We start from the raw sequence: 13,928 nt of genomic DNA, 5'->3' as shown, positions 1-13,928 counted from the left end.
CGCCGTCGTACGCTGACCGGACAAGGCCCGGGCGGCGCACCACCCCCGCGTCGCGGGCCCCGCCGAAGGAGGCCCGATGCCGCACGCAACCCGTCGCAGCTACCTGATGTGCCGCCCCACGTACTTCACGGTCGAGTACGCGATCAACCCCTGGATGGACACGGGACGCCCCGTCGACACGTCGCGCGCGGTCGCCCAGTGGGAACGGCTGCGCGACGTCTACCTCGACCTCGGGCACGACGTGCAGCTCGTCGACCCGCTCCCGGGCCTGCCGGACATGGTCTACGCGGCCAACGGCGCGACCGTCGAGGACGGCATCGCCTACTCGGCCCGCTTCACCTACGCGCAGCGCCGGCCCGAGGCCCCGGCCTACCTCAAGTGGCTCGCGGACCACGGGTTCGTCACCCACGACGCCGCCCGCACCAACGAGGGCGAGGGCGACCTGCTGCGCGTGGGCGACGTCGTCCTCGCGGGGTACGGGTTCCGGACGGACCGCGCGGCCCACGACGAGGCCGCCCAGCTCTGGGGCCGCGAGGTCGTGGGGCTCGAGCTCGTCGACCCGCGCTTCTACCACCTGGACACGGCGCTCACGGTGCTCGCGGGCAGCGACGGGTCCTCGCCCGCCGACGTCGCCTACTACCCGCCGGCCTTCTCCCCCGCCGCGCGCGAGATCCTGCGCGACCGGTTCCCGGACGCGCTCCTGGCCTCCGACGACGACGCCGCCGTCCTCGGCCTCAACGCGGTGTCCGACGGCACCCACGTCGTCCACACGCCCGCCGCCACCGGGTTCGCGGACGCCCTCCGCGAGCGCGGCTACGAGCCGGTCGGCGTCGACACGTCCGAGCTGCTGCTGGGCGGCGGCGGCGCGAAGTGCTGCACGCTTGAGCTGCGGGGGCGTGATGAGCCACCTCGCGCACAACTACGACCCGCTCCCCGTCGACCTGGCCCGCGCCGACGGCGCGTGGGCGTGGGACGCCGACGGCAACCGCTACCTCGACCTCCTCGCCGGGTACTCGGCCCTGAACTTCGGGCACCGGCACCCGGCCCTCGTCGCGGCCGCGCACCGTCAGCTCGACACGCTCACCCTGACCTCGCGCGCGTTCCGGCACGTGCTCCTGGAGCCGTGGGCCGACCGCCTCGCCGCCCTCACCGGGACCTCGACGGTCCTGCCCATGAACACGGGCGCCGAGGCCGTCGAGACCGCGATCAAGACCGCCCGCAAGTGGGGCTACGACGTCAAGGGCGTCCCGGAGGGCCTCGCGACGATCGTCGTCGGGGCCGGGAACTTCCACGGCCGCACCACCACGATCGTGTCGTTCTCCACCGACGACGACGCACGGCGCGGTTTCGGCCCGTACACGCCGGGATTCCGCGTGGTCCCGTACGGGGACGCGGCCGCCGTCGAGGACGCGATCGACGAGACGACCGTCGCGGTGCTGCTCGAACCGATCCAGGGTGAGCAGGGCGTCGTCGTGCCGCCCGAGGGCTTCTGGCCGCGCGTGCGGGCCGTGTGCGACGCGCACGACGTGCTGCTCGTCGCGGACGAGATCCAGTCCGGCCTCGGCCGCACGGGAACGACCCTCGCGCTCGACCTGTGGGGCGTGCGCGCCGACCTGACGACGCTCGGCAAGGCGCTCGGGGGCGGGATCGTGCCGATCTCGGCGGTCGTCGGGCGCGACGACGTGCTCGGCGTCCTCACGCCGGGGACGCACGGCTCGACGTTCGGCGGGAACCCGCTCGCCTGCGCCGTGTCCCTGGCGGTCCTGGACCTCCTCGAGACGGGCGAGTACCAGGAGCGCGCGAAGACGCTGGGCGCGGTCCTCCACGACGAGCTCCGGAGCATGGTCGCGGACGGCCTCCTCGAGGCGAGCCGCGGCGTCGGGCTGTGGGCGGGACTCGACGTCCCCCTCGACGCCCCCGACGACGGCGCAGCGACGGGCGCGTCCCCCGGCCGTGCGCTGTGCGAGGCGCTGCTGGCACGGGGCGTGCTCGCGAAGGAGGCGCACGGCCGCACGGTGCGGCTCGCGCCGCCGCTCGTCGTCGAGGAGGACGACCTCCTCTGGGGCCTGACCCAGCTCCGAGAAGCCCTCGCCGCGAAGTAGTACGGCCGCCGGTGTACCTCGCGAGGGGACGACGACGGAGCGGGTGGGCGCGGGGAGGTGGTGAAGGACGTCAAGGAGTCCGCACGGCCCCCAGGGCCGAAGGACGACAGTCCGAACCACCTCGCCGCGCCCGCCCGCGAACCCGACCACGGACGACGCGAACGCTGGGCTCAGGAAGCAGCGGACCCTTCGGCGGTGGTCTCGGACTTCGCCTCCGACTCGGCGCAGCGCTTCGTCACGACCAGGACCGGGCACTGCGCGTGGTGCAGCACCGCCTGACTGGTCGAGCCGAGCAGCATCCCCGAGAACCCTCCGCGACCGCGTGATCCCACGACGATGATGTCAGCGGCCTGGGAGAACTCGACGAGGAGCTCGGCGCCCGTGCCGTCGAGGACGATCCGTCGGACCGCGAGCCCGGGCCTCGCCTCGACGAGCCGTTCGATCACGCGATCGAGGTTGGTGCCCGCGTCGGCGAGGACCTGCTCGTGGTCGACGGACGCCGGGAGCCACGCGAGGACACCCGCGCCCGACGCGATCGGTACGCCGGCGACGGCGACGAGCTCGCAGTCCCAGAGCTGCGCGAGGTCCGCGGCGTGCCGGAGCGCGGCCTCGGACGTGGGCGAGCCGTCGACGCCGGCGATGATGCGTTCGGGGTGCCGGACGGCGGGGAGCTGGTCGGCGGTCTCGGGGACGCGTTCGCCGTCGGGGGTCCGGAGCGGCACCACGACGGTCGCGCAGCGCGCGTGGGCGGGCAGCGCGGACGAGACCGTCCCGAGCAGTCGTCCCGCGAACCCGCCGCGCCCGCGCGTCCCGACGACGGCGAGCTCGTGCTCCTCGCTGAGGTCGACCAGGACGCCGGTCGCGTCGCCTGCGGCGAGCGACGCGTTGACGGGGACTCCGTGGGGTCTGACCCGGGCCACGGCCTCGTCGAGCACGGCCTTGGCGCCCGCCTGGACCGCGTCGTCGTCGATCGGCACGTAGCCGCCGTCGAGCGACGCGGACGTCAGCGTGGGCAGGTAGTAGGAGCAGACCAGGTGGAGGCTCAGCCCGGCGTCGGCGGCGTACATCGCCGCCCAGTCGAGGGCGTGCAGGCTCGGCGCCGACCCGTCGACGCCGACGAGAACGCTCTTTGCGCGCGTCATACCCCTAGCCTACCGAGCCCAGAGACAAGAAACGAGCGCCCCGGCCGCCTGGGGCGGTCGGGGCGCTCGGAGTCGTGCTGCGTCAGCCGACGCGGATGAACGTGGGGTTCGTCTGCCACATGGAGCGGAACTGGATCGTCTTGCCCGGGCGGGGCGCGTCGATGATCGTGTTGCCGCCGGCGTAGATGGCGACGTGGCCCGGCGTCCAGATGAGGTCGCCCGGCTTGGCCTCGGCGCGCGAGACGATGGTTCCCGCGTAGTGCTGGGCGGACGACGACCGCGGGAGCGAGATGCCGATCTGCGCGTACACGTACGAGGTGAAGCCCGAGCAGTCGAAGCCCGACGGCGTCGTGCCACCGTAGACGTACGGGACACCCACGTAGCGGCTGGCGATCGCGATGATCTTGGAGCCGTTGGCAGAGGACGGGACCGAGGAGCTCGAGCTCGACGAGGATCCCGAGTCCGAGGTGCCCGAGTCCGAGGTGCCGGAGTCCGAGGCGCTGGAGGCCGAGGTGCTCGAACTCGGCGACGTGAGGGCCGTGCGGACCTCGGAGCGGCTCGCGGCCTGGACCGTGCGGTGGACGACGGGCTCCGGCGCCGGCGTGACCTTGACGGTCGCGGCGTCGGCGGTCCACTTGACGTGCTTCGTGACCGTGACGGTCTTCGAGGTCTGGAGCTCGGCCTTCGCGGCGGCGGTCAGCGCGTCGAGGTCGACGGTGCTGAGCTTGCTCGGAGCGTCCGAGTGCGACGTCGCGGCGTGAGCGGCCGGAGCGCCGAGCATCGAGACCAGCAGGCCCGAGGACGCGGCGACGACGGCGGTGCGGCGACCCACGGTGGAGAGGCTGCCGGTTGCGGCGCTCGCCAGGGTCGCCAGGGGGTTACGGGGCGGCGCGCCGCGCGGTGGCGGGCGCGAGTGGTGGTCGTGCTCACGCGTTGTCTCCTTTGACGCCTACGAGGTCAGCTGTCGGGTTCGGGTGGGAGAAACACCCGGCCTCCGGCACCTTGCGGTACCTCGGGCTTCACCCCAAGGAGGTCGTTTCCGACCCCCGGTCATGGGTCCCCCGTCCCTGTCGTCCAACTCGCTGGGACCCTCGCGGAGTGACAGGGCTTGGCGCTCTCCGTGAGGGCTCCGACGACGTCTGCCGCCGGAACTGCCCCTGAACGTACACGACCCTGCGGTGAATGTCACGCCCCGGTCACGACGTTCGTTCGGGACTCGTCCGAACTGGTACGGAGGTCCCAGCGCGAGGCCCGGGACGGGGTCAGCGCGCGGCCACGAACACGTGCCGCGAGACCTCGTCGGCGAGCGCCAGGGGCTTCTCCGCGTCGCCTCCGCGGACGGACAGCATGCCTCCGTCCCACTGGGCCTCGACCGCCTGCCCCGGCAGGATCCCGGCCTCCGCGAGGCGCGCCAGCAGCTCGACGTCGGGCTGCAGCGGCTCACCGAGCCGCCTGACGTCCGCCCGGACCACCTCGGCGGTGCCCTGGGCCGGCCGCGCGACGTCGAGCAGCGGGACCACGCCCTCGAGGAAATCCTCGTGCGTCGGCTCCTCGCCCAACTCCGAGAGGCCCGGGATCGGGTTGCCGTACGGAGAGAAGTGCGGGTGGCCGAGAAGCTCGGCCAGACGCTTCTCCACGCGGTCGCTCATGACGTGCTCCCACCGGCACGCCTCCTCGTGGACGTACTCCCAGTCGAGCCCGACGACGTCGGTCAGCAGGCGCTCCGCGAGACGGTGCTTGCGCATCACCCGCATGGCCTTGTTGTGGCCCAGCTCGGTCAGCTCGAGGTGACGGTCCCCGGTCACGACGACCAGGCCGTCGCGCTCCATGCGGGCCACCGTCTGCGAGACCGTCGGGCCGGAGTGCCCCAGCCGCTCCGCGATCCGGGCACGCAGCGGGACGATCCCCTCCTCGACGAGCTCGTAGATCGTCTTGAGGTACATCTCGGTGGTGTCGATGAGATCGCTCACTGCTGCTCCCTGACGCGTCGGTGGGTCCCAGTCTAGGGCGGCCCACCCACCGGAATCGGGTACGGCCGCCCGAGGCCGCTCCCCTACCCTGGACGCGTGCCCACGACTCCCGCCGCCATCCGCATCCCCACCGACCTCCTGCCCGGGGACGGCCGCTTCGGCGCCGGCCCGAGCAAGGTGCGCGACGCGCAGGTGAGTGCGCTCGCGGCGGCCGGCCGGTCTCCGCTCGGGACGTCCCACCGCCAGGAGCCGGTGCGCGCGCTCGTCCGCCGGATCCGCACGGGCCTGGCCGAGCTCTTCGCGCTCCCCGAGGGGTACGAGGTCGCGCTCGGCAACGGCGGCTCGACGGCGTTCTGGGACGTCGCGACGTTCTGCCTCGTCCGGGAGAGGGCCCAGCACGCGGCGTTCGGCGAGTTCGGCGCCAAGTTCGCGAAGGCGACGTCGCGGGCACCGTTCCTCGCACAGTCGAGCGTGGTGGAGGCGCCCGCGGGCACGGTTGCGCACTGCCACGCCGAGGAGGGTGTGGACGTGTACGCGTGGCCGCACAACGAGACCTCGACGGGCGCTGCGAGCCCCGTCGAGCGCGTGCCCGGCTCGCGCGAGGCCGGCACGCTGACGGTGGTCGACGGGACCTCGGCGGCGGGCGGTCTCGCCCTCGACGTCGCGCAGACGGACGCCTACTACTTCGCGCCCCAGAAGTCCTTCGGGTCCGACGGCGGCCTCTGGCTCGCGCTCCTGTCGCCCGACGCCGTCGCGCGCGCCGCGGAGCTCGAGGCGGACCGGTGGGTGCCCGAGTTCCTCTCGCTCACCACGGCGCTCACGAACTCGCGCCAGGACCAGACCCTCAACACCCCGGCCGTCGCGACCCTCCTTCTCATGGCCGAGCAGCTCGACTGGATGCTCGAGCAGGGCGGCTTGGAGTGGACGACGGCGCGCACCGCGGCGTCGGCCGCGAACCTCTACGGGTGGGCCGAGTCGCGGCCGTGGGCCACGCCCTTCGTCACGGACCCGGCGGAGCGCTCGGACGTCGTCGGGACGATCGACCTCGACGAGGCCCTGCCCGCCGGCGACGTCCTGGCCGCCCTGCGCGCCAACGGCGTCGTGGACACCTTCGCGTACCGCAAGCTCGGTCGCAACCAGCTCCGCGTCGCGATGTTCCCGGCGATCGACCCCGACGACGTCGCGGCGTTCACGGCGTGCGTCGACTTCGTGGTCGAGCAGCTGGGCTGAGGCGGCGGGTCAGTCGGCGAGGATCGCGCGGAAGGACGCCCGCAGCTCGCGCACGTAGATCTCGGGCTGCTCCCACGCCGCGAAGTGCCCGCCCCGCTCCGGCGTCCCCCAGTACCGGATGTCGGCGTAGCGCCGCTCCGCCCACCGCCGTGACGGGCGGGGGTTGTCGCGGAAGACGGCGGCCCCGACCGGGACCCGCACAACCTCCTCCGGCCGGGGTGGCGTCGTCATCCACCGTTCGACCGTCCGGATGCTCTCGGCGTACAGGCGGGTCGAGGACGCCGCCGTCCCCGTCAGCCAGTACAGCGTGACGTCGTCGAGGGCCTGGGCCCGGCTGAGGACGGCGAACAGGTCGCCGTCGTGGTCGGACCGGGCGGCGACCTTCTCGACGATCCACGCGGCCAGGCCGACGGGCGAGTCCGACAGCCCGTAACCGAGCGTCTGCGGGTGTGTCGCGTGCACGGCCGAGTACGCCGACCCCTCCGCGCCCGCCTCGCGGACCGCGAGGTCCGCCCGCTCCGCCTCGGTGCGGTCACCCACCGTGAGGTCCGGGTCCACGAGCGGCGGCGTCAGGTGGAGCCCGGCGTCGTCGGCCGGTCGCTCAACCCGTAGCCCGGCAGCGAGGGGACCACGACGTGGAAGGCGAGCTCGTCGTCGGGCGGGTGCGTGAGGGGGTCGAGCACGTCGAGGAACTCGAGGAAGGGAGCCCGGCCAGCCGTGCGTCAGGACGAGGGGCGTGGCGTCAGGGCGCGGCGAGCGGGCGTGCACGAGGTCCACGTCGAGGCCGTCCACGCGGGCGCGGAGCTGGTCGAGCCCGGCCAGGCGACGCTCGAGGCGTCGCCAGTCGTACTCGTCGGCCCAGTAGCGGGCGAGCTCGCGCATCGTCTCGAGCGGCACGCCCTGCGTCCAGCCCGACCCCGTCTCGGGGTCCGGCCAGCGCGTCGCGCGCACGCGCCGGCGGAGCTCGTCGAGCTCGGCCGGCGCCACGCTGACCACGAACGGGACGACGTCCATGGGTCCAGCGTGGGCCACGCCTCCGACGCCGGGTGGCGGGTCAGGGTCAGGCGGCGGTGGTCCGCGCCTGCGTGTCCTGCTCGTCGAGCTCCCGCTCGGCCTCGGCCCGTGCCGCCCGGACGGCGGGAACGGGGACCGCAGCGCCGTCGTCGGCGTCGAGGTAGCGCACCACCAGGTGCGGCCGCGTCGCGACCCGGTAACGGACCTGCACGTGCCAGTGGCGCAGCACCCAGATGCCCGCCCCGACGGACACGAGCAGCGCCGTGACGGAGCCGATGCCGATCGACCAGCGCGCCCCGAACTGCTCGCCGATCCAGCCGACGATCGGCGACCCGATGGGCGTCGCACCCTGGAACACCATCATGTAGAGCGACATGACGCGGCCGCGCATCTCGGGCTCGGTCGACATCTGGATGGTGGCGTTGGCCGCCGTCATCATCGTGAGGCTCGCGAGCCCCACCGGGATGCAGAGCACCGCGAAGCTCGCGTACGTCGGCGCGAGGGCGAGGGCCGCCGTCGCCAGCCCGAACCCGAACGCCGCGCCCACCACGAGCCGCACGCGCGGCCGCTCGCGCCGGGCCGCGAGGAGCGCGCCCGCGAGCGACCCGATCGCGAGGATCGAGCCGAGGATGCCGTACTCCCCGCACCCTTGTCGAAGACGGTGCGCGCCATCGTCGCCGAGGTGAGCTGGAAGTTCAGCCCGAACATCGACACCACGCCGACGACGATCATGATCACCACGATGTCCGTGCGCTTCCGCACGTACCGGAAGCCCTCGCGGACCTGCCCCTTGCGGCGCTTCGCCACCGGCATGGGCCGCAGCTCACGGCTGCGCATCTGGGTGAGCGCGAAGATCGTCGCGGCGAACGAGACGCCGTTGATGATGAACACCCAGCCGGGCCCGACCGCCGCGATGAGCAGGCCGCCGACGCCGGGACCGATCAGGCGCGCCGCGTTGAACGACGCGCTGTTGAGACCCACGGCGTTGGACAGCTTGTCGGCGGGGACGAGCTGCGCGACGAACGTCTGGCGGACCGGCGCGTCGATCGTGGCGACGACGCCGAGCGCGAACGCGAACGCGTACACGTGCCACAGCTCGACCGTGCCCGTCAGCACGAGCGCGCCCAGGCCGAACGCCAGCAGGCCCTGCGACGCCTGGGTGAAGGCGAGGAGCCGGCGACGGTCGAACCGGTCGGCCAGCAGGCCGCCCAGGGGCGCGAACAGCAGGAACGGCAGGAACTGCAGGGCGGTCACGACGCCGACGGCGAAGCTCGAGTTGTGCGAGAGGACCGTGAGGACCAGCCAGTCCTGGGCGACGCGCTGCATCCACGTGCCCACGTTGGCGACGAGCGCGCCCGAGAACCACAGCCGGTAGTTGAAGTAGCGCAGCGAGGAGAAGGTGCTCACCGAGCGGCCACCTCCAGGAGGATCTCGGCGGCCTGGTGGAGCGTCTCGCGCTGCGCGGGCGTGAGCTCGTCGAGCTGGACGGCGAGCCACGCGTCACGGCGGCGGCGCGTCTCGACGATCTCGCGGTTGCCCTCCTCGGTGAGCTCGACGACGACCTGACGGCCGTCGTCGGGGTTGCCGCTCTTGCGGACGAACCCGCGCTCGACGAGCGCGTTCACGGTGCGCGTCATCGACGGCGGCTTGACGCGCTCGTGGTCGGCGAGCGCGCCCGGCGTCATCGCGCCGTGCTTGCAGAGGGTGGTGAGGACGGCGTGCTGACCCTCGGTGATGTCGGCGGTCGCGCGCTGCTGCTTGAGCCGCCGGGTCACGCGAAAAAGAGCCACGCGCAGCTCGGCTGCGGGGCTCTCGGGGAGGGTCTGCGTCGTCGCCGTCGTGGCGGTCGAGGCATCGGGTTCAGGTTCGGGCACGCTCGTTACCCTACGCTCATTACCCTTGCTAATCAAATCGTTCCGACGGCGCCGCGCATCGAAGGTGGTGCCCTGCGGGGAAGGGAGGGTGGACACTCACATGCTCGCCGAAGCAGTACGGCGGCCGTACTATTTCGGCGAAGGGTGGCGACGGCGCAGGAGCCGTCAGGGGACGTAGGCGACCGTGACGCGGCCCTCGCCGCTCACGCTCAGCGCACCGGCGGCGTCGGGCACGAACACCGACTCCCCGGCCGCGAGCGTGCACGTCTCCCCTGCCGCGTCGGCACGCAGCCGCAGCACCCCGCCGAGCGCCAGCACGATGCGCGGGCCCTCACCGGGGAGCGCGAGCTCCCCGTCGACGGGCAGCACGTCGCCGACGACGAGCCCGAACTCGCGGATGGGCACGCGGTAGGTGGTGAGCCCACGCGCGAGGAGCGACGTGACGGGCCGTGGGGGTGGCGCGGGAAGGAAGTCGGAGCACTCGAGGAGCGCGTCGACGTCGACGCGCTTGTGGGTGAGCCCGGCACGGAGCACGTTGTCGGAGGACGCCATGATCTCCACGCCCGCACCGCTGACGTAGGCGTGCACCTGTCCGGGCGCGAGGAAGACGGCCTCCCCGGGCTCGAGCGCGAAGACGTTGAGCAGGTAGGACGCGAGGACGCCGGGGTCGCCGGGGTACTGCTCGCCGAGGCGGAGGGCGACGGCGTCGGCGCGACCGCGCACGGCGGGCCCCCGTCCCCAGAGCGAGCCCGCACGGAGGCGAGCGTGCGCTGGAGGTCGGCTGCGACGTCGTCGGACGTGCGGGCGTGGACGGCGAGCTCGAACGCCCGGCGCACGGCGTCGGCGCTGCGCCCGTGGCCGAGGGCGTCGCGCATGCGGCCGACGAGCACCCCGTCGAGGCCGTCGAGCAGCCCGAACGCCTGGCGGGGGCGCCGGAAGCCGGCGAGCCCCTCGAACGGGGTGAGCGCGACGATCATCTCGGGCTTGTGCTGGTCGTCGCGGAACGAGCGCTCGGCCGCGCCGAGGGGCACGCCGGCAGCGTTCTCCCGGTTGTACCCGGCGCGGGCGAGGTGGGGCCGCGGGTGGACCTGCAGGGACAGCGCACGCTCGGCGGCGAGCACCTTGAGGAGGTACGGCAACCGGGGCCCGTACGTGTCCTGGACGCGGCGCCCGAGGGTCGCGACGGGGTCGTCGCGCACGAGGTCGACGAGGCTGGTCGCGGTGCCGTCGTGCAGGGTGCGCGACGGGGCCACGGGGTGCGCCCCCAACCAGAGCTCGGCGGCGGGCGCGCCGTCGACGTCCAGGCCGAGGAGCTGCTGGATGATGTGCGTCGAGCCCCAGTCGTACGGCTGGACGGTGTTCTGGAGGGTGTAGAAGCCGTGCATCGTCGCGCCCGCCTCAGGCGTTCAGCAGCTCCCGGATCGGGCCGAGCGCGAAGTACACGACGAACGCGGCGCCCGCGATCCACATAAGCGGGTGGACCTTGCGCGCCTTGCCGACCGCGATCTGCAGGACCACGTAGGCGACGAACCCGGCGCCCATGCCCGTGGTGATCGAGTACGTGAACGGCATGAGGACGATCGTGAGGAACGCGGGGATCGCGACCTCCCAGTGCTTCCAGTCGATGCCGGAGACCTGGGTCATCATGAGGAAGCCGACGACGACGAGCGCAGGGGTCGCGGCCTCGTAGGGCACCATCGCGACGAGCGGCGAGAGGAACGTGGCGAGCAGGAACGCGACGCCGGTCGTGATGCTCGCGAGGCCCGTGCGGGCGCCGTCACCGACACCCGTGGTCGACTCGACGTACGCGGTGTTCGACGACACCGACCCGACACCGCCCGCGACCGCGGCGACGGAGTCGACGATCAGGATCTTCTTGGTGCCGATCGGGTCACCCTGGGCGTCGAGGAGCTTGGCCTCGGACCCGACGGCGACCATGGTCCCCATCGTGTCGAAGAAGTCCGCGAGGACGAGCGAGAACACCAGCAGGACGACGGTGAGGATGCCGAGCTCGCGGAACCCGCCGGTGAGCGAGAAGTGGCCGACGATCGAGAAGTCCGGAAGGTCGACGACCTTGTGGGGCCACTCGGGCACGTCCAGCGACCAGCCGCGCGGGTTCTTGTCGCTCTGCGCGCCGATCGCGAACGCGGCCTGGAGGATCGCCGCGGCGACCGTCATCGCGATGATCGAGATGAGGATCGCGCCGCGCACCTTGCGGACCATGAGGACGAGCGTGAGCAGCAGCCCGACGACGAACACCAGCAGCGGCCAGCCGGCCAGCGACCCCTGGATCCCGAGCTGGAGCGGGGTGCCGTTGCCCGGCCGGACGAAGCCGGAGTCGAAGAAGCCCAGGAGCGCGATGAACAGGCCGATGCCGACGCTGATCGCGACCTTGAGCTCGCGCGGGACCGCCCGGAACATCGCCGTCCGGAACCCGGTGAGCACGAGGACGAGCATGACGATGCCCTCGAGGACCACGAGGCCCATCGCGTCGGCCCACGTCATCCCGGGCTGCGCCGCGATGGAGAACGCGACGACCGCGTTGAGGCCGAGGCCCGTGGCGATCGAGAGCGGGAAGTTCGCGACCGCGCCCATGAGGATCGACATCGCACCCGCGACGAGGGCCGTGGTCGCGGCGATCGTCGCGCGGCCCTCGGCCCCGCCGAGGAGCGCGCCGGTGCCGTCCTTCCCGCCGAGGATCAGGGGGTTCAGCGCGATGATGTAGCACATCGAGAAGAAGGTGACGAGGCCACCCCGGATCTCGGTGCCGACCGTCGAGCCTCGCTCGCTGATCTTGAAGAACCGGTCGACGGCGGAGCGCTGCGCGGTGGGGGCGGCGGACGTCATGGGAGCATCGTGCCAGATTCCGGGACCGGTGCTGCGCCGTCGGGCACGACGGGCGGGACCCGGGTCAGGAGGTCAGAACGCCCCGTCGCCGCGCAGGACCGCCTTGGCGGTGCGCGCGAGGATCACGAGGTCGCCGAACAGGGTCCAGTTCTCGACGTAGTAGACGTCGAGGCGCACGCTCTGCTCCCACGACAGCTCGGACCGACCGCTGGTCTGCCAGAGCCCCGTCATGCCGGGCTTGACGAGCAGCCGGCGGCGCACGTCGTTCTCGTAGGCGGAGACCTCGCCGGGCAGCGGGGGCCGCGGGCCGACGAGGCTCATGTCGCCGCGGAGCACGTTGAAGAGCTGGGGGAGCTCGTCGATCGAGTACCGGCGCAGGGCGTGCCCGACCCGGGTGACGCGCGGGTCGTCGCGGATCTTGAAGAGCGGCCCGGCACCCTCGTTGAGGTCGGCGAGCGCGTCGACCTCGTCCTCGGCGCCCTCGCGCATCGACCGGAACTTGTACATCGGGAAGAGCGTCCCGTTGCGTCCCACACGCTGCTGGGAGAAGAGCACCTTCCCCCGGCTCGTCGACTTCACGGCGATCGCGACGGCGAGCAGGACGGGGCTCAGCAGGAGCGCGAGCACGAACGCGCCGAACCAGTCGGTGAGCGCCTTGAGCCAGTACCGGCCGCCCGTGAACCGGGGCGCCTCGACGTGCACGAGGGCCGCGTTCTCCGCGGGGGTGATGGCGATGCGGGGGCCGGCGACGTCCGCGAGCGCCGCGGTGAGCATGAGGTCGACGCCGGACGGCTCGAGCTCCCACCCCAGCCGGCGGACGACGTCCTTGGTGAGCGCGCCCGAGCCCGTCACGGCGACGGTGTCGACGCCGATGGCACCCGCGATCTCCGCCGCACCGAAGACGTCGCCGAGGACCGGGACGCCCTGGACGTCGGGCCCGTCGGCGAGCTCGGCCACGGGGACGCACGCGCCGACGACGCGGTAGCCCGAGTCGCGCCGGTTGTTGAGGTCGGAGACGAGGTCCTCCACGTTCGACCGGTGCCCGATCGCGAGGACGGTCGAGACGCACAGCCCCTCGTCACGACGCGCGTGCAGCCACTGCCGCCAGCCGTACCGCCCGAGGAGGAGCGTGACGAGTCCGAGGGGCGCGGCGACGGCGATGTAGCCGCGGGCGCCGTACTCGCGTGCGATGAACGCGACGATCGCGAGCGCGGCGAACACGCGCCAGGTCGCGCCGAAGACGCGCTGGTACTCCGTGGAGCCGACGCCCAGCACCTTGATGTCGCGCGACTTCGTGTAGGCGAGGAAGCCGAACCAGCACAGGGCGATCAGGGCCGCCCGCACCGGGTCGTGCCAGGTGACACCGGCGTCCGGGCGGCCGGCGACGATGCCGCGCCAGTGCACGACGTAGCCGACGACGACGGACAGCAGGATCGCGGCGGCGTCGGTGAGGAGCAGGCGACGGCGGAAGGAGGCGTACCACCGCGACCGGTCGACGTCGGCGCGGGCGGCCCGGACGCGGGCCCGACGGCGCGCCTCGGCGGCCCGGGGCGGGGTGCCCCGGAAGCGGTCGGCGACGATGCCCGCCACGTTGTTCCTTCCGCTCGCGCGAGTCGTTGCTGCGGCCCCGCGACGGGAGCCGTGACCGCCTTCGGGCCCGCGGCACCCGCGTTGCGGGCGGCCCGTCGGACCGAGAGAAGGACCTGAGAAGACGTGAGCGAGGATACCGCCCGCGCGATACGTGCCAAC

The 13,928-nt window shown here is 73.0% G+C and carries 10 protein-coding genes, 3 pseudogenes and 1 riboswitch; of the genes and pseudogenes, 3 read left to right on the top strand and 10 right to left on the bottom strand.

Annotation, left to right across the window (positions count from 1 at the left end; all coding sequences use genetic code 11):
- Nucleotides 1-76: 76 nt before the first annotated feature.
- A pseudogene (ddaH, locus tag QQK45_RS12120) lies at nt 77-829 on the top strand (dimethylargininase); the annotation flags it as partial.
- Nucleotides 830-899: 70 nt separating this feature from the next.
- Nucleotides 900-2,102: an ornithine--oxo-acid transaminase gene (gene rocD, locus QQK45_RS12115; protein WP_284295036.1), complete on the top strand. Its 1,203-nt coding sequence runs from the start codon at nt 900-902 to the stop codon at nt 2,100-2,102.
- Between the two features lie 170 nt (nt 2,103-2,272).
- Here the strand turns inward: rocD and QQK45_RS12110 are convergent, their stop codons facing one another.
- From QQK45_RS12110 to QQK45_RS12100, 3 genes are all read right to left on the bottom strand, one after another.
- A complete protein-coding gene (locus QQK45_RS12110) occupies nt 2,273-3,244 on the bottom strand; it encodes a universal stress protein (RefSeq protein ID WP_284293471.1) in 972 nt (323 codons plus the stop codon).
- An 82-nt stretch (nt 3,245-3,326) separates the two neighbouring features.
- Entirely contained in the window at nt 3,327-4,076 is a 750-nt protein-coding gene (locus QQK45_RS12105; protein ID WP_348525219.1) for a C40 family peptidase, read from the bottom strand.
- 99 nt (nt 4,077-4,175) lie between these two features.
- Nucleotides 4,176-4,368: riboswitch (cyclic di-AMP (ydaO/yuaA leader) on the bottom strand.
- Nucleotides 4,369-4,506: 138 nt separating this feature from the next.
- Nucleotides 4,507-5,214: an iron-dependent transcriptional repressor DtxR gene (locus tag QQK45_RS12100; protein ID WP_284293470.1), complete on the bottom strand. Its 708-nt coding sequence runs from the start codon at nt 5,212-5,214 to the stop codon at nt 4,507-4,509.
- 96 nt (nt 5,215-5,310) lie between these two features.
- Here QQK45_RS12100 and serC point away from each other — a divergent pair, with 96 nt between their 5' ends.
- The gene (gene serC, locus QQK45_RS12095; RefSeq protein ID WP_284293469.1) at nt 5,311-6,444 is read left to right on the top strand and encodes a phosphoserine transaminase; all 1,134 of its coding nucleotides are present in this window, start codon (nt 5,311-5,313) and stop codon (nt 6,442-6,444) included.
- A 9-nt stretch (nt 6,445-6,453) separates the two neighbouring features.
- Here serC and QQK45_RS12090 read toward each other — a convergent pair whose 3' ends face one another.
- The 7 genes and pseudogenes from QQK45_RS12090 to QQK45_RS12060 form a co-directional block, all read right to left on the bottom strand.
- Nucleotides 6,454-7,458 (bottom strand): epoxide hydrolase N-terminal domain-containing protein, encoded by a 1,005-nt coding sequence (locus QQK45_RS12090; RefSeq protein ID WP_284293468.1) that lies wholly within the window; start codon nt 7,456-7,458, stop codon nt 6,454-6,456.
- A 46-nt stretch (nt 7,459-7,504) separates the two neighbouring features.
- Nucleotides 7,505-8,865: pseudogene (locus tag QQK45_RS12085) on the bottom strand (MFS transporter).
- Nucleotides 8,862-9,332: a MarR family winged helix-turn-helix transcriptional regulator gene (locus QQK45_RS12080; RefSeq protein WP_284293467.1), complete on the bottom strand. Its 471-nt coding sequence runs from the start codon at nt 9,330-9,332 to the stop codon at nt 8,862-8,864. Before QQK45_RS12080 ends, QQK45_RS12085 begins: the two are co-directional and overlap by 4 nt.
- A 165-nt stretch (nt 9,333-9,497) precedes the next feature.
- On the bottom strand, nt 9,498-10,055 hold the full coding sequence (locus QQK45_RS12075; protein WP_284293466.1) for a hypothetical protein: 558 nt from the start codon (nt 10,053-10,055) through the stop codon (nt 9,498-9,500).
- A gap of 266 nt (nt 10,056-10,321) precedes the next feature.
- Nucleotides 10,322-10,717: pseudogene (locus QQK45_RS12070) on the bottom strand (type I phosphomannose isomerase catalytic subunit); the annotation flags it as partial.
- Nucleotides 10,718-10,730: 13 nt separating this feature from the next.
- Nucleotides 10,731-12,179, bottom strand: coding sequence for an NCS2 family permease (locus QQK45_RS12065; protein WP_284293465.1), 1,449 nt, complete (start codon nt 12,177-12,179; stop codon nt 10,731-10,733).
- Between the two features lie 72 nt (nt 12,180-12,251).
- Nucleotides 12,252-13,769: a sugar transferase gene (locus QQK45_RS12060; RefSeq protein WP_284293464.1), complete on the bottom strand. Its 1,518-nt coding sequence runs from the start codon at nt 13,767-13,769 to the stop codon at nt 12,252-12,254.
- Nucleotides 13,770-13,928 lie beyond the last annotated feature (159 nt).

It is taken from the genome of Luteimicrobium album, from assembly GCF_030161555.1.
Taxonomy (GTDB): domain Bacteria; phylum Actinomycetota; class Actinomycetes; order Actinomycetales; family Cellulomonadaceae; genus Luteimicrobium; species Luteimicrobium album.
This window is presented reverse-complemented; position numbering and strand designations above follow the sequence as displayed.

Coding starts and splice junctions, on each gene's coding strand:
- QQK45_RS12110 (WP_284293471.1), bottom strand. CDS start 3,244: ATGACGCGCGCAAAGAGCGTTCTCGTCGGCGTCGACGGGTCGGCGCCG.
- rocD (WP_284295036.1), top strand. CDS start 900: ATGAGCCACCTCGCGCACAACTACGACCCGCTCCCCGTCGACCTGGCC.
- QQK45_RS12090 (WP_284293468.1), bottom strand. CDS start 7,458: ATGGACGTCGTCCCGTTCGTGGTCAGCGTGGCGCCGGCCGAGCTCGAC.
- QQK45_RS12065 (WP_284293465.1), bottom strand. CDS start 12,179: ATGACGTCCGCCGCCCCCACCGCGCAGCGCTCCGCCGTCGACCGGTTC.